Raw genomic sequence first — 15,935 nt, 5'->3', positions numbered from 1 at the left:
TCTCGCCCTTCAGTGCGCGACGGCGGCGGCGGCCGCCTCGTCGATCAGCCGTCCGGTGCGGAAGCGATCGAGCGTGAACGGCGCGTTGATCGGGTGCGGCTCGCCGGTGGCGAGCGTGTGGGCGAAGACGTGGGCGGAGCCCGGCGTCGCCTTGAAGCCGCCGGTGCCCCAGCCGCAATTGACGAACAGGCCGGGCACCGGTGTCTTGCCGATGATCGGCGAGCGATCCGGCGTCACGTCGACGATGCCGCCCCAGTTGCGCAGCATCCGCATCCGCGAGAAGCGTGGGAAGATCTCGCAGATGGCGTCGAGCGTGTGCGTGGAGATCTGCAGGCCGCCCTGCTGGGAATAGGACACGTACTGGTCCGTGCCGGCGCCGATGACGAGCTCGCCCTTGTCCGATTGCGAGATGTAGGCGTGGACCGCGTTCGACATCACCACGCACGGGAAGACCGGCTTCACCGGCTCCGAGACCAGCGCCTGGAGCGGGAAGCTCTGGAGCGGCATGCGCACGCCGGCGCGCTCCATGATCACGGACGTGTGCCCCGCCGCCACGACGCCGACGCGCCCGGCGCCGATGAAGCCCCGCGTCGTGTCGACGCCGGTGACGGCGCCAGTCGCGGGATCGCGCCGGAAGCCCGTCACCTCGCAATTCTGAATGATGTCGACGCCGCGCGCGTCCGCGGCGCGGGCGTAGCCCCAGGCGACCGCGTCGTGGCGCGCCGTGCCGCCGCGGCGCTGGAGCGCGGCGCCGAGCACCGGATAGCGCGCGCGGGGGTCGATGGAGAGCGGCGGGCAATAGGCCTGCGCCTCCTCCGGCGTCAGCCACTCGTTGTCGACGCCGTTGAGACGGTTGGCGTAGACGTGGCGCTTGAAGACCTGCACGTCGTGGACATTGTGCGCGAGCATCATGACCCCGCGCTGCGAATACATCACGTTGTAGTTCAGGTCCTGGGAGAGCCCCTCCCAGAGCTTGACCGCATGCTCGTAGAGGTGCGCACTCTCGTCGTAGAGGTAGTTCGAGCGGATGATCGTGGTGTTGCGGCCCGTGTTGCCGCCGCCGATCCAGCCCTTCTCCAGCACCGCCACGTTGGTGATGCCGTGCACCTTGGCGAGGTAGTGCGCCGTGCCGAGCCCGTGCCCGCCGCCGCCGACGATGATCACGTCGTAGCGCGGCTTGGGCTCCGGGGATCGCCACTGGCGGTCCCAGCCCTCGTGCCCGCGCAGGGCCTCGGAGAGGAGGGTGCCGAGGTTGAAACGGCGCATGGCGGTCGCTCGCTCGTCGCCCGCCGGGCACGCGGCGGGATGGCGGATCGGGATGATGCGCCCATCCTGCGCCGGCACGCCCGCCGCCGCTTGAGCGCCCGCGACGTTCTCTTGCGCGGATGCGACGCGATGCGTCGCCTGCGCTCAAGCTCAACCGCTCACGGGACCGCCGCCGGCGCGCTCTCCTGCGGGCGCGCCGCGCGCACCAGGCTCGGCGAGAGGTTGAAGTAGCCCTTGAACTGCCGCGAGAAATGCGCCGCGTCGCAGAAGCCCGTCTCCACCGCCACCGTGGTGACGGGCTTGGCGGTGTTCTCGATGAGCCAGCGCGCGTGCCGCAGGCGCAGCTGGCGGTAGACCACCGCCGGGCGCAGCCGCAGCCGCGCCTGGAACAGGCGCTCGAGCTGGCGCGTGGAGAGCGCGAGCGATCGCGCGATCGCCGCGATCGTCAGCGGCTCGGCGATGTTCTGCTCCATCAGCCGCAGCGCCCGCTTCACCCGCTCGTCGCCGATCCGGTCCAGCGGCATGGCGTGGGGCTGGGCGTCGCTCGCCGCGCGGGCGTGCTGGAGCAGGAGCACGTGCAGCGCCTTCTGGGCGACCGCGCGGCCGAGATGCTTCTCGATCAGCCAGGCGGCGAGGTCGGCGACGCCGGCGCCGCCCGAGCAGGTGATGCGGTCGCGGTCGACGAGGAAGAGCTGGTCGGAGATGGGCGTCGTGTCGGCGAACTCGGCCTCGTAGTCGGCGTGGTGGTACCACGACACGCAGGCGCGGCGGTTCTTCATCAGCCCGGCGCGGGCGACGACGAAGGAGCCGGTGCACACGCCGATGAGCGGCACGCCGGCGGCTGCCGCGGTCTTCAGCCAGGCCTGCGTCTGCGTGTCGATCTGCCGGCCGCCGTGGAGCAGCCCGCCCACCACGACGACGTAGTCGAAGCCGCGGGGATCGGAGAGCGGCGCCGTGCGCCCCACCGTCAGCCCGCAGCTCGCCCGCACGGGTTCGGCGCTCGCCGCCATGATCGCCCACGAGCAGCGGATCGGCCGCGAGCGATCCCCCTCGTCGGCGGCGAGCCGCAGCGGATCGACGAAGAGCGAGAGCGCCGAGAGCGTGAAGTCCTGGGCGAGCACGAAGCCGACGCGGAGCGCGAGAGGGGGAGCGGCAGTGGCGCCTGCGGGCATCGTTGTCGTCCTCCCTCGATCGAAGCCGGCGAGACGGATGGGGCGCGCGGGACACGCGTTCGGCGAAGCCGAAATGCCCCGCTCGACCCGGACACGTCGGCTTCCGCTTCGCGGAACGCGCCGCTTTCGCGTCGCGCACCATCCGTCATCGGCTTCGCCGGCGCCACCTTCCCCTGCAGGAAAGGACAGGCGGCGCCGCGCCCGCTCGGATTCTCACCCGCGCAGCCGCGCATTCTCCGGATCATGGGGCGATTCGCCGATGACCATGCACCGGTGCGGCTTGCCGAGGATGACGATGTCGAGCTCGGTGCCGATCTCGCCGAGGTCCGGGCGGACCATGCCGAGCGCCAGCGACTTGCCCGTGCGCCAGCCGAAGCCGCCGGAGGTGGCGCGCCCGACGAGCGCGCCGTTCCTCGTCAGCGCCTCGTTGCCGCGCGCGTCGGCGTCGGTCACGTCGTAGACCTCCAGCGTCACGAACCGGTTCGCGAACCCGTGCGCCTGCCGGGCCAGCAGCGCCTCGCGGCCGAGGAAGTCGCCCTTGTCGGGCTTGACGAAGCGCTCGAGGCCGCTCTCGAGCGCCGCGTACTCGATCGACAGCTCGCGGGGCAGCACGCGGTAGGACTTCTCGAGGCGCATCGAGTCCATGGCGCGCACGCCGTAGGGGGCGATGCCCCAGGCCTGGCCGGCCTCCATCAGGAGGTCGAAGGCGTAGGCCGTCGTCTCGACGGGCAGGTGCAGCTCGAAGCCGAGCTCGCCGACGAAGTTGACGCGCAGCGCCTTCGCGTTGGCCCAGCCGAGATCGATATTCTTGCCGGTGAGCCAGGGGAAGGCGGCGTTCGAGAGGTCCGTGTCGGTGACGCTCTGGAGCACGTCGCGAGCGTGGGGGCCGGCGAGGCCGAGCACGCCGATCTGCGTCGTGATCGCCTGGAGGTCGACCGAGCCGTCGCGGGGCCGCAGCTTCGAGAGGGTGTCGAAATCGTGCCGCTCGGCCGAGCCCATGCCGACGAGGTAGAAGCGCTCCGGCCCCTCGCGATACACGGTGAACTCGGCCCGCACGCCGCCGTTCTGCGCCAGCATGTGGGCGAGACCGATGCGCCCGGTCTTCTGCGGCAGCCGGTTCGCCAGGATCCGGTCGAGCCAGGCCTCGGCGCCGGGGCCGGAGACCGCGTACTTGGCGAAGGCGGTGAGGTCCTGGATGCCGACCGCCTCGTGCACGCGCCGGACCTCGCGGCCGACGTGCTCGAAGTAATTCGAGCGGCGGAAGGACCAGCGCTCGCGCGGTCGCTCGCCCGGCTTCACGGGCGGGTGGTTCTCGGCGAGGAGCACGTCCTCCCGGCCGAGATCGGCCTCGTCGAGGCCGTAGCCCTCCGGCGCGAACCAGTTCGGCCGCTCCCAGCCGTAGACCGAGCCGAACACGGCGCCCAGCGCCGCCATGCGCTCGTGCACCGGCGAGCGGCGCAGCGGACGCGCGGCGGCGCGCTCCTCGTCGGGGTAGTGCACCGTGAAGACGTTGGCGTAGGCCTCCTCGTTCTTCGCCTTCAGGTACCCGCGGGTGGCGTGCGGGCCGAAGCGGCGCGGGTCGACGCCGCCCATGTCGATCGTCGGCTCGCCGTCGACGATCCACTCGGCGAGCTGCCAGCCGGCGCCGCCGGCGGCGGTGACGCCGAAGGAATGGCCCTCGTTGAGCCAGAAGTTCGGCAGGTCCCAGGCCGGGCCGATGATCGGCGAGCCGTCGGGCGTGTAGGCGATGGCGCCGTTGTAGACCTTCTTGACGCCGACCTCGCCGAAGACGGGCACGCGTGCGATCGCCGCCTCGATGTGCGGCCCGAGCCGGTCGAGCTCCTCCTGGAACAGCTCGTACTCGCTGCCCGCGTCCGGCCCGTCGACGTAGCAGCAGGGCGCGCCCTTCTCGTAGGGCCCGAGGATGAGCCCGCCCGCCTCCTCGCGCATGTACCAGCCGGAATCGGACTCGCGCAGCACGCCCATTTCCGGCAGCCCCTGCCGGTGGCGGGCGACGATCTCGGGATGCGGCTCGGTGACGATGTACTGGTGCTCGACCGGGATCACCGGGATGTCGAGGCCCACCATAGCCCCGGTCTTCCGGGCGAAGTTGCCGGTGGCGCAGACCACGTGCTCGCAGCCGATCGCGCCCTTGTCGGTCTCCACCCGCCAGCGCCCGTCGCCGGTGCGCGCGATGCCGGTCACGGTGGTGAAGCGGTGGATCTCCGCACCCCGCGCCCGGGCGCCGATGGCGAAGGCCTGGGTGAGGTCGGCGGGCTGGATGTAGCCGTCGTCGGGATGGCGGATGGCGCCGATCAGCCCGTCGGTCTCGCACAGCGGCCAGATCTCCTTCACCTGCGCGGGGGTGAGCACCTCGACCCGCACGCCGAGCGTATCGGCGATGTTCTTGTAGGTCATGTACTCGTCCCAACGGTCCCTGGTCCGCGCGAGGCGGATGTTGGACACGCGCCGGAAGCCGACGTCCTGGCCGGTCTCCTCCTGGAGCGTCGCGTAGAGCTCGACCGAGTACTTGTGGATGCGTCCGACGGAGTAGCTCATGTTGAACAGCGGCAGGAGGCCCGCCGCATGCCAGGTCGAGCCGGAGGTCAGCTCCCGGCGCTCGATCAGCACGACGTCGGACCAGCCCTTCTTCGCGAGGTGGTAGAGCGTCCCCGCCCCGACCACGCCGCCGCCGATCACGACGACCCGCGCCTCGCTCCGCATCCCGCCCGTCGCCATGGCTCGCCTCCGCCCGCGCGGCCCGCTCCGGGCCCGCGACCATGCTCGCCGGGCCCCCGCCCCGCCGCTTGCGCGAAGGCGACGCGGGATGTCGCGCGGGCGTCATGGCGTGGCGTGCGAGTGTTTCGCTCCAGCGGAATGTGCATCCTCGCACGAATGCCGTTTTTGCGCCACGGATGGCGGAAAGACTACGCTTCGTCGGCTTTCTGCCGCGGAGGCGTGCATGGCGGGACGGTTCGATCTCGAGAGGCCGCTCGCGCTCGGCTTCCTCCTCACCCCGAACTTCTCGATGATCGCCTTCACCTCGGCGATCGAGCCGTTCCGGCTGGCGAACTACGCCACCGGGCGCGATCTCTATTCCTGGCGGCTGTACTCGCCGGACGGGGAGCCGGTACGCGGCTCGAACGCGGTCGCGGTCGCCGCGGACGCGCGGATGTCCGCCGCGCAGGGGCTCGACCGGGTGTTCGTCTGCGGCGGCAACGGCGTGCAGGACTTCGACCACCACGAGACCATCGCCGCCGTGCGGCGGCTGGCCGCGCACGGGGCCGAGGTCGGCGCGGTCTGCACCGGCGCCTGGGTGCTCGCCAAGGCCGGCCTGCTCGACGGCTACCGCGCCACGATCCACTGGGTCTACCGCTCGGGCCTCGTCGCCGACTTCCCCGATCTCGAGGTCAGCGAGGAGCTGTTCGAGATCGACCGCAACCGCTTCACCTGCGCGGGCGGCATGGCCGCCGCCGACATGGCGCTCTCGCTCGTGGCGCAGGACAGGGGGGCGGAGGTCGCGGCGCAGGTCACCGATCTCCTGATCCACAATCGTATCCGCGAGGCCCGCGAGCGCCAGCGCATGGACCTGCGCGCCCGCGTCGGCGTCGCCCATCCCAAGCTGCTCGCGGTCGTCGAGACCATGGAGGCGACCGTGGAGCAGCCGCTCGCCTGCGCCGATCTCGCCCGCACGGCGGGCGTGTCGCAGCGCCAGCTGGAGCGGCTCTTCGTCAAGTATCTCGGAGAGCCTCCGACGCGCTACTACATGAAGGTGCGCCTCCAGCGCGCCCGCCAGCTGCTGCGCCAGACCAGCCTGCCGGTGCTCGAGATCGCGCTCTCGTGCGGCTTCGTCTCGGCCTCGTACTTCTCCAAGACCTACCTCGAGCATTTCGGCCGCTCGCCGTCCGCCGAGCGCAAGCCGGGCGCACGCGAGAGCCTCGCGGTCGCCGGCCCAGGGACGCGTGGAACGGGAACGCGTGGAACGGGAACGCGTGGAACGGGGGCTCGCGGGCGCGGACGCGCCCTCGCCGACGCGGGCTGACGCACCGCCTTATTCTCGTCTCTCTTCGCCGCGAGAAGCCCACCCGTCGGCACGCGAGGCGCGCCGACGCCCCTGCGCCACCCGGCGCATCGACCGGCGCCCGGAGAACCGGAGCCGATCCCAGCGGCGAGCCCCCGGAACGCGGCGGCGCTCGATCCCGCGCGACACGATCATCACCTTAGGAGAACGAGACGATGCGAATCGCTCTCGCGACCGCGCTCGCCTTGATCCTGGCGACCCCCGCGCTCGCCAACGACAACGCCGCGCTCTTCCTCGCCGAGCACGCCGCCGCGCAGACCGAAGCGGCCGAGACGCCGAAGGACGCGCCGGCGGAGGCCGAGACCACCACGGCCGCCACCGACGAAGCGACGCGGACGCCGCCCACCGCCGCTCCCGCCCACGCGAGCCACCCGGCCCAGGCCTTCTTCCTCGCCGACGCCGCCGCCCGCGCCGACGAGGCGCCGGCCGCCACCACCTCCGTCGCCGAAACGCCCGCCGCCGCGACGCCCGCCGCCGGAGGCGGCTCGGTCCAGGCGATGGTCACCGCCGCCGCGCTGCGCCACGGCATCGACCCGACGCTCGCCCACGCCATGGCGATGGTGGAGAGCAACTACCGCTGCTCGGCGGTGGGCCGCGCCGGCGAGCTCGGCGTCATGCAGGTGAAGCCCGCCACGGCCCGCTCCGTCGGCGTCACCGGCAACCTGCGCGACTGCGCCACCGGCATCGAGGCCGGCATGCGCTACCTGCGCGCCTCGATCGACCGGCACGGCGCCGGTTGCGGCGGGATCTCGGCCTACAACATGGGCATCCACCGCCAGGCGAGCTTCTGCAACGGCTACGGCCGCAAGGTCATGGCCCGGATGAGCCGCGTCCAGCTCGCCTCGCTCGATTGATCGAGCGGCCCGCGCGCGCCGCGCGGCCTCGGGGTGCCCTCGCCTCGAGGTGCACTTGCGGCGCGGCGAGGCCCGTGGTCAGCATCGGACGTCGGCGCGGCCCTGCGCCGACGTCCGTCACATGAGGACCCGATGACCGCCCCGCCCGCCATCATCCTCACCGGAGCGCCGCTCTCCTTCGAGACGATGGCGCGCATCGGGTCCGGGGCCGCGGTGCCGCGGGCGGACGAGGACGCGCTCGCCCGCGTGCGCCGGGCACGCGCCGTGATCGACCGCGCCATCGAGGCCGGCGAACCCGTCTACGGCGCGACGACCGGCGTCGGCGCGATGAAGGACGTGACGTGGTCGCAGGACGCGCTCGACACGTTCAGTGCGGGGCTGGTGCGCGCCCACCATTTCGGCACGGGCGCGCCGTTCCCGCTGTCGACCGTGCGCAACGCGATCACGATCCGCATCAACACGGCGCTGACCGGCCGCGTGGGATGCTCGACGGAGCTCGTCGCCGCCTACGTCGCGCTGCTCGAGCACGACGTCGTTCCCGTCGTGCGCCGCACGGGCTCGATCGGCTGCGCCGACATCGGGCTGATGGGCCAGATCGGCGCCATGCTCACCGGCGTCGGCGAGGCGATCTACCGGGAGAAGCGCCTGCCCGCGGCAATGGCGCTGGAGCAGGCGGGGCTCGCGCCGATCCGCCTGATGCCGCGCGATTCCCTCGCCGCGATCTCGGTGAACGCCATCGGCCACGCCGCCGCGGCGGAGGCGACCCGCGCCGCCGCGCACATGATGCGCATCATGCTCGCCACGGGGCTCGCAACGGCGGGCGCGCTCGGCGCGTCGCGCGCGCCCTGGAAGGCGGTGGCGCACGTCGGCACCGAGCGGGAGGCCACCGTCGGCGCCTGGCTCTACGAGAACGCGCGGGGCTGGGACTGGCCGCACGCGACCTCCGTGCAGGACCCGCTCAGCTTGCGCATGATGGCGCAGGTCTTCGGCACGCTGTTCCAGAGCCTACTCGTCTGCGCCGACAAGGTGCTCGCCGCCACCGGCCGGACCGACGACAACCCCGTCGTCATCGACGGCGAGGTGCTCACCTCCGGCGGCTCGCTGCCGCTCGACGTGACGCTGTTCATGGAGACGCTGCAGGTCGCGCTCTGCCATGCGGCGCGCAACTCGTTCAACCGCTGCGTCCTGCTCGGCAACGGCGCACGCCGCGACCTGCCGGTGAACCTCGTCGTGCCCGGCACGATCGCAACCGGCTTCGGCCCCGTGATCAAGCTCGCGGGCGAGCTGTTCACGCGCATCCTGTCGATGTCGAACCCGGTCTCCGCCCAGCCGCTCGTCGTCGCCGGCGGGCTGGAGGACGAGGCGGCGTTCCTGCCGCTCGTCAACGAGCGCGTCGATCGCCAGGTCCGGGCCCTGCGCCGCATGGCGGCGCTCGAGGGGCTCCTCGCCGCGCAGGCGATGGACATCCTCGGCGACCGGCCCCGCGGCGTCGCCGCCTTCGTCTACGATCTCGTGCGCCGCCACGCCGCCTTCTACGACGTCGACCGCCCGATCTCGGCGGAGGTGGAGGCGATCGAGGGCGACCTCGCCTCGGAAAACGTGCTGGGGCAGTTGATATCCCTGGCACCCCTGCCAGAATTGGACGACCTCTTCGCCCTGCGGCCGATCCGATAGCCGCGCTTGGGCGTTCCCCGACAGTGCCGGCGCGTCGTCGGCCCCCCGAGACTCGAAGGGAGAACCGCATGCGTCCCGTCTTCACCACCCTCGCCGCCGCCGCGATACTGGCCGGCGGCGCGGCCGCCGCCCACGCCCAGGTCGTCGTCTCCTCCAAGATCGACACCGAGGGCGGCGTGCTCGGCAACATCATCCTGCAGGCGCTGGACGAGGCCGGGATCGAGACCACCGACCGCATCCAGCTCGGCGGCACGCCGATCCTGCGCGAGGCGATCACCGCGGGCGAGGTGGACGTCTATCCCGAGTACACCGGCAACGCCGCGTTCTTCTTCAACGAGGCGGACTCGGAGGTGTGGAAGGATTTCGACGCCGGCTGGGCGCGCGCCGCCGAGCTCGACCGAGAGGCCAACGACATCGTCTGGCTCCAGCCGGCGCCGGCGAACAACACCTGGGCCATCGCGGTGCGATCCGACCTCGCCGAGGCGAACGACCTCGCCACGATGAGCGACTTCGCGCAGTACGTCTCCGGCGGCGGCGAGGTGATCCTCGCTGCCTCCTCGGAGTTCGTGAACTCGCCCGCGGCGCTGCCGGCCTTCCAGGAGACCTACGGCTTCACGCTCTCCCCCGACCAGCTGATCACGCTGTCGGGCGGCGACACCGCGGCGACGATCGCGGCGGCCGCACGCCGGACCTCGGGTGCCAATGCCGCCATGGTCTACGGCACCGACGGCGGCATCGAGCCCTCCGGCCTCGTCGTGATGGAGGACGACCAGGGTGTCCAGCCGGTCTACGCGCCGGCGCCGCTGGTGCGCGCCTCGGTGCTCGAGGACTACCCGCAGATTTCCGAGATCCTGAACCCGATCTTCGAGTCGCTCACCCTGGAGACGCTCCAGGAGCTCAACGCCCGCGTCCAGGTCGGCGGCGAGGCCGCGAGCGGCGTGGCGCGGGATTATCTCACGCGCGCGGGGTTCGTGCAGTGAGGTGAGACGAAGGTCGCGCCCGCCGGCGGCGTGCCCGACCTGTTCCCCTCTCCACGAGGGAGAGGGGAGACCGTCGGGGCCTTCATCTGGCGTCATCGATCGCCGACGGCGGGGGACTGATCAGCCATGGCCCAGGGCATCTCCATCGCCTTCTCGAGCAGGCCGGTCTCCCTCGACAAGCTCGGCGTCCTCCTCGCCGCGCTGGTCGCGGGCGCCGCCCTGGCGCTGCCGTTCGCGACCTTCCGGGCGAACCGGATCGTGCTCGGTGAGCCGCGGGGCATCCTCGATTCGCTCGAGCCGGCGCTCGCCTGGACTCTCCTCGCGCTCCTCGCCGCGGCGGGGCTCGTCGCGCTCGTGCGCATGCCGGTGCGGCTGCGGCTCGCCGCGGGGCTCGTCGCGCTCGTCGCGCTCCTCCTCGCCATCGGCCGGGCCGGAACCTTCCTCACGCCGGAGGAGAACGGCTTCGCGCGGGTCTCGCCGGCCTCGGGCTTCTGGCTCCTGCTCTTCGCCTTCGCGCTGATGGTGGCCGACGCACTCTCCCGGCTCGCGCTCTCGCCGGCCCGGCGTCTCGCCGGCCTCGCCGCCGGCACGGCGGTGCTGGCGGCGATCCTCGTCTCGGGGTTGTGGGACGACCTCTCGATGCTGCGCGAGTACGCCACCCGCGCGGACGCCTTCTGGCGCGAGGCGCGCACGCACGTGGTCCTCGCCTTCGGCTCGCTGGCGCTGGCGACGCTGACGGGCGTGCCCATCGGCATCGCCTGCACCCGCTCGGCGCGCCTGCGCGGGCCGGTCCTCAACGTCCTCAACATCGTCCAGACCATCCCCTCGATCGCGCTGTTCGGGCTGCTCATCGCGCCGATGGCCTGGATCGCGGCGACCGTGCCCGGCGCCGCGGCGATCGGCATCGCCGGCATCGGCGCGGCGCCGGCGCTGGTAGCGCTCTACGCCTACTCTCTGCTGCCCGTCGTCTCGAACACGGTGGTGGGCCTCGACGGCGTGCCGCGCCAGACGGTGGACGCAGCGCGCGGCATGGGCATGACCGACCGCCAGCGCCTCCTGCGGGTCGAGCTGCCCCTCGCCTTCCCGGTGATCCTGACGGGCATCCGCATCGTGCTCGTCCAGAACATCGGGCTCGCCACGATCGCCGCGCTGATCGGCGGGGGCGGCTTCGGCGTCTTCGTCTTCCAGGGTATCGGGCAGACGGCGATGGATCTCGTCCTCCTCGGCGCCGTCCCCACGGTCGTGCTCGCGGTCGCCGCCGCGATCGTGCTCGACGCCCTCGTCGAGATGAGCGAGCGCCCGGGCGTCAGGGAGGCGCGAGGATGATCGAGATCGACGCCGTCACCAAGGTCTACGGCGAAGCCACCGTGGTGGATTCCGTCTCCATGATGGTGCCGTCCGGCACGATCGCGGTGATCGTCGGCACCTCGGGGTCCGGCAAGACGACCCTGATGCGCACCATCAACCGCCTGGTCGAGCCCACCTCGGGCGCGGTCCGCATCGACGGGGAGGACAACCGCGCGCTCCCGGCCTACCAGCTTCGCCGGCGCATCGGCTACGCCATCCAGGGGCACGGGCTGTTCCCGCACCGCACGGTGGCGCAGAACATCGGCACCGTGCCGAGCCTGCTCGGCTGGGACGAGACGCGCATCGCGCGGCGGGTCGACGACCTGCTCGAGCTGTTCCAGCTCGAGCCCGGCGCCTTCCGCGAGCGCATGCCGCACGAGCTCTCCGGCGGGCAGCAGCAGCGCATCGGCGTCGCCCGCGCGCTCGCGGCGGAGCCGAACATCCTCCTGATGGACGAGCCCTTCGGCGCGCTCGACCCGATCATCCGCGCCAAGGCGCAGGACGACCTCCTCGCCATCCAGGCGCGGTTCGGCACCACGATCGTCCTCGTCACCCACGACATGGAGGAGGCCATCCGGCTGGGGCACCGCATCGCGGTGATGGATGCGGGCCGGCTCCTGCAATACGCCGAGCCCGCCGACATCATCGCGCGGCCGGCGACGGCCTTCGTGAAGGAGCTGATTGGCGCGCCCGAGCGGCCGTTCCGGCTGCTTTCGCTCGTGCGGGTGGGCGATCTCGCCGAGCCCGGGGACGCGCCGGGCGAGCCGCTCGATGCGGGCCTCTCCGCGCGCGACGCCCTGGCGGAGCTGCTCTGGTCCGGCCGCGTCGCGGCGCCCGTCGCGCGCGACGGGACGGTCGTGGGATGCGTGCAGCGCGACGCGCTCGAGCGGCGCGCTGCGAGGCCGTCATGAGCGTGGGCGTCGTCCTGCGGGGCGCGACCCTCGTCGTGCTCCTCGCCTTCCTGATGGCGCCGGAGGCCTTCGCGCCGGTCTTCGCGCCGCTGACCGAACGCGGCGCGCCGCCGATCTACGTGCAGGCCGACATGCTGGCGCTCGCCGGCAACCACCTCGCCCTCGTCTTCGCCGCGGTCCTCGCGGCGACGATCGTGGCGGTGGGCCTCGCCATCGTGGTGACGCGGCCCTTCGGCGCGGAATTCCTGCCCCTGTCGCGCTCGATCGCCAACATCGGCCAGACCTTTCCGCCGATCGCCGTGCTCGCGCTGGCGGTCCCCGCGCTCGGCTTCGGCGCGGCGCCGACCTTCGTGGCGCTGTTCCTCTACGGCCTCCTGCCGATCTTCGAGAACGCGCTCACCGGGCTCGGCGGCATCCAGCCGACGGTGCGCGAGGCCGCCGACGGCATGGGCATGACCGAGCGCCAGCGCCTCGTCCGGGTCGAGCTGCCGCTCGCGCTCCCCGTCATCCTCGCCGGCATCCGCCTCTCCACCGTGATCGCGCTCGCCACCGCCACGATCGGCTCGACGGTGGCGGCCTCGACGCTCGGCGAGGTGATCATCGCCGGCTTGCTGACGAACAACGTCGCCTTCATCCTCCAGGGCGGGCTCGTCGTGGGCGCGCTCGCGGTGCTGATCTACGACGCGTTCGTGTGGACGGAGCGCCGGCTGGCGCGCAGGATGGGGCGGTAGGTGGTGGGTGCGAGGACGTCGATCGTGGATCGCCGCGAGCCTCACCAGCGACGGCACGCTCGACTGGTTCCCCTCTCCCTCGTGGAGAGGGGCTAGGGGTGTGGGGTGTGGGGCGTGCAGGATCGCGGCCGACGTGGATGGAGGCCTTCATCTGCGTTCCGCGAAACCACGACGCCCCACACCCCCGACCCCTCTCCGAAAGAAGGGAAACCTGGGAGAGGGGAGACCCGCCCCTCCTGCATCGCGCGTCGCGCATCGTCTCGAACCGGAGCCGACACGTCATGTCCGACTTCGACCTCGTTCTCTCCGGCATCGTCGTCCTGCCCGACCGCATCCTGGCGCCGGGCTGGGTGGGCGTGCGGGGCGAGCAGATCGCCGCCGTCGGCGAGGGCGTCGCGCCGGCGGCGCGGGAGAGGCACGATCTCGGGCGGGCGCTGATCCTGCCCGGCGCCATCGACGCGCAGACGCACTCTCTCTCTCAGAAGGGCCAGGAGGGTTTCGCCTGGTCGTCGCGCTCCGCGGCGGCTGGGGGCGTCACCACGCTCGTCGACATGCCCTACGACGAGGGCGCGGTGGTGAGCAACGCCGCGCAGGTGGCGGCGAAGGCGCGCGAGGCGCAGCGAGAGGCGCGGGTCGATTTCGCGCTCTACGGCACGATCGACCCGGAGGAGGGCGTCGCGCGCATTCAAGAGCAGGTCGAGGCGGGCGTGTGCGCCTTCAAGTTCTCGACCTTCGGCACGCACCCCACGCGCTTCCCGCGCATCCCGCCGCCGCTGCTCGCCGACTGCTTCGCCGCCGTGGCGAGGACGGGGCTGACCGCGGGCGTGCACAACGAGGACGACGAGTCGGTGCGCGCCGGCATCGCACGCACGAAGGCGGCCGGCATCACCGACTGGCGCGCCCACGGCCTCTCGCGCCCGCCGCTGACCGAGCTCCTCGCCATGGCGCAGATCTACGAGACGGGTGCGGCCACCGGCTGCCCGGCCCACGTGGTGCATTGCTCGCTCGCGCGCGGCTACGACCTCGCCGCGAGCTATCGCGCGCAAGGGTTCGCGGCCACCGCCGAGTGCCTGATCCACTATCTCGTGCTGGCCGAGGAGGAGGACATGCCGCGGCTGGGCGGGCGGGGCAAGGCGAACCCGCCGATCCGCTCGGCGGCCGAGCGCGAGGGGCTGTGGCGGCAGGTGGCGGCGGGCAACGTATGGCTCGTCTCGACCGACCACGTCTCGTGGTCGCTCGATCGCAAGAGCCACGCGGACATGTTCGACAACGCGTCCGGCGTGCCCGGGCTCGAGGCGCTGGTGCCGGCCTTCGTCGCCGGCGCGCTCGCGCGCGGCGTGCCGCTGACCTGGGCGGCGCGGCTCATGGCGCAGAACCCGGCGCGGCACTTCCGCATCGACCGGGTCAAGGGCGCGCTGACCCCGGGGCGCGACGCCGACATCTGCGTGCTCACTCCCGAGCCGATCGTGTTCGACGCGGCGACGAGCGGCCACAACGTGGTCGGATGGTCGCCCTACGACGGGCTGACCTTCCCCTATCGCGTCGCCGCCACCTGGTCGCGCGGCACGCGCGTCTTCGACGGCACGACCGTCGCCGATCCCGGCCGCGGGCGCTTCGCGCGCCCGCCCCTCACCCACGTTCTCGCAGAAGACGAAGCATGAGCGCCAATCTCCCCGTCGATCCCGCCCGCATCGCCGCCGACATCGACGGCCTCGCCGCCCTCACCGAGCCCGGCCGGCCGTGGACGCGCCGCGCCTTCGGGCCGATGTTCCTGGAAGGCCGCGCCTTCCTCGAGGCGCGCATGCGCGAGGCGGGCCTCGAGACCCGCATCGACTCCGCAGGCAACCTCGTCGGCCGCCGCGCCGGGGCGAAGCCCGGCCTCGGCGTGATCCTGGTCGGCTCGCATTCGGACACCGTGCCCTCCGGCGGGCGCTTCGACGGCATCGCCGGCGTCGCCGCCGGGCTCGAGGTGGCGCGCGCCCTCGCCGCGGCGGGCATGACGCTCGACCACGATCTCGAGGTCGTCGACTTCCTCGGCGAGGAGGTCACCGTCTTCGGCGTCTCCTGCGTCGGCTCGCGGGGCATGGCGGGTCTCGTGCCCGAGGCCTGGCTCGAGCGCCGGGACGCCGACGGGCGCGCCCTGCCCGAGGGCCTCGCGATGGTCGGCGGCGACGCCGCCCGGCTGGCGCAGGCGGTGCGCACGGACGTGAAGGCCTTCCTGGAGCTGCACATCGAGCAGGGCCCGGTGCTCGAGGCCGAGCGCGTCGACATCGGCGTCGTCTCGGCCATTGCCGGCATCACCAGGCTCGAGATCGTGGTCGAGGGTCGCGCCGACCACGCCGGCACGACGCCGATGGGGTCGCGCGCGGACGCGCTCGTCGCCGCCGCGCGGATCGTCGAGGACGTGCGCGCCCTCGCCCGCGGCCTCGCCGCGGGGCCGGAGCACTTCGCGGCCACCGTGGGCGAGTTCGCGATCGAGCCCGGGGCGGCCAACATCGTGCCCTCGCGGGCGCGCATGCTGATCGACGCGCGCGCCGAGAACCGGGCGACGATGGAGATGTTCTGCACCCGCGTCGCCGGCATCGCCGCGGAGGCCGCCGCCGCGGAGGGCGTCGCCATCGCCCCGCCGACGCGGGTCTCGGACGCGATGCCCACGCCTCTCGACCCGCTCGTGATCGAGACCCTCGCCGCCGCCTGCGACGCGGTCGGCGCCTCGCGCCGCCCGATGGCGTCGGGCGCCGGGCACGACACCGGCTGGATGGCGCGCATCGCCAAGGCCGGCATGATCTTCGTGCCCTGCGCCGGCGGGCGCTCGCACGCGCCGGAGGAAGCCGCCGAGATCGCCGACATCGCGCTCGGCGCCGCCGTGCTCACGGAGGCTGTCGTGCGCCTCGACAAGAGCCTCCAGGAGGGCTGACG

General features: G+C 72.7%; 12 protein-coding genes. 9 read left to right on the top strand and 3 right to left on the bottom strand.

What is annotated here, in order from left to right; genetic code table 11:
* Positions 1–9: 9 nt before the first annotated feature.
* The 3 genes from ACTZWW_RS13915 to ACTZWW_RS13905 form a co-directional block, all read right to left on the bottom strand.
* Positions 10–1,266, bottom strand: coding sequence for a sarcosine oxidase subunit beta family protein (locus tag ACTZWW_RS13915; RefSeq protein ID WP_444781562.1), 1,257 nt, complete (start codon positions 1,264–1,266; stop codon positions 10–12).
* Positions 1,267–1,424: 158 nt separating this feature from the next.
* Positions 1,425–2,438, bottom strand: coding sequence for a GlxA family transcriptional regulator (locus ACTZWW_RS13910; protein WP_444781561.1), 1,014 nt, complete (start codon positions 2,436–2,438; stop codon positions 1,425–1,427).
* A gap of 213 nt (positions 2,439–2,651) precedes the next feature.
* Positions 2,652–5,162, bottom strand: a complete 2,511-nt coding sequence (locus tag ACTZWW_RS13905; protein WP_444781575.1) for a GcvT family protein — start codon at positions 5,160–5,162, stop codon at positions 2,652–2,654.
* A gap of 238 nt (positions 5,163–5,400) precedes the next feature.
* Between ACTZWW_RS13905 and ACTZWW_RS13900 the strand changes: the two genes are divergently transcribed.
* The 9 genes from ACTZWW_RS13900 (at position 5,401) to ACTZWW_RS13860 (ending at position 15,933) form a co-directional block, all read left to right on the top strand.
* Positions 5,401–6,480 (top strand): GlxA family transcriptional regulator, encoded by a 1,080-nt coding sequence (locus ACTZWW_RS13900; RefSeq protein WP_444781560.1) that lies wholly within the window; start codon positions 5,401–5,403, stop codon positions 6,478–6,480.
* Between the two features lie 194 nt (positions 6,481–6,674).
* A complete protein-coding gene (locus ACTZWW_RS13895) occupies positions 6,675–7,373 on the top strand; it encodes a lytic transglycosylase domain-containing protein (protein WP_444781559.1) in 699 nt (232 codons plus the stop codon).
* A gap of 132 nt (positions 7,374–7,505) precedes the next feature.
* Positions 7,506–9,047, top strand: coding sequence for an aromatic amino acid lyase (locus tag ACTZWW_RS13890; RefSeq protein ID WP_444781558.1), 1,542 nt, complete (start codon positions 7,506–7,508; stop codon positions 9,045–9,047).
* A 68-nt stretch (positions 9,048–9,115) separates the two neighbouring features.
* Positions 9,116–10,027, top strand: a complete 912-nt coding sequence (gene osmF / locus ACTZWW_RS13885) for a glycine betaine ABC transporter substrate-binding protein OsmF (protein WP_444781557.1) — start codon at positions 9,116–9,118, stop codon at positions 10,025–10,027.
* Between the two features lie 126 nt (positions 10,028–10,153).
* Entirely contained in the window at positions 10,154–11,353 is a 1,200-nt protein-coding gene (locus ACTZWW_RS13880) for an ABC transporter permease (protein ID WP_444781556.1), read from the top strand.
* Positions 11,350–12,285 carry an ABC transporter ATP-binding protein gene (locus ACTZWW_RS13875; protein WP_444781555.1) on the top strand — a complete coding sequence of 312 codons (936 nt, stop codon included), beginning with the start codon at positions 11,350–11,352 and terminating at the stop codon, positions 12,283–12,285. Before ACTZWW_RS13880 ends, ACTZWW_RS13875 begins: the two co-directional genes overlap by 4 nt.
* Positions 12,282–13,016, top strand: coding sequence for an ABC transporter permease (locus ACTZWW_RS13870; RefSeq protein WP_444781554.1), 735 nt, complete (start codon positions 12,282–12,284; stop codon positions 13,014–13,016). Before ACTZWW_RS13875 ends, ACTZWW_RS13870 begins: the two co-directional genes overlap by 4 nt.
* Before the next feature lie 281 nt (positions 13,017–13,297).
* Positions 13,298–14,677 carry a dihydroorotase gene (locus tag ACTZWW_RS13865; protein ID WP_444781553.1) on the top strand — a complete coding sequence of 460 codons (1,380 nt, stop codon included), beginning with the start codon at positions 13,298–13,300 and terminating at the stop codon, positions 14,675–14,677.
* Complete coding sequence (locus tag ACTZWW_RS13860) at positions 14,674–15,933, top strand: Zn-dependent hydrolase (RefSeq protein ID WP_444781552.1); 1,260 nt, start codon at positions 14,674–14,676, stop codon at positions 15,931–15,933. Before ACTZWW_RS13865 ends, ACTZWW_RS13860 begins: the two co-directional genes overlap by 4 nt.
* Positions 15,934–15,935: the final 2 nt, after the last annotated feature.

It is taken from the genome of Salinarimonas sp. NSM (assembly GCF_052380005.1).
Lineage (GTDB): Bacteria > Pseudomonadota > Alphaproteobacteria > Rhizobiales > Beijerinckiaceae > Salinarimonas.
This window is presented reverse-complemented; position numbering and strand designations above follow the sequence as displayed.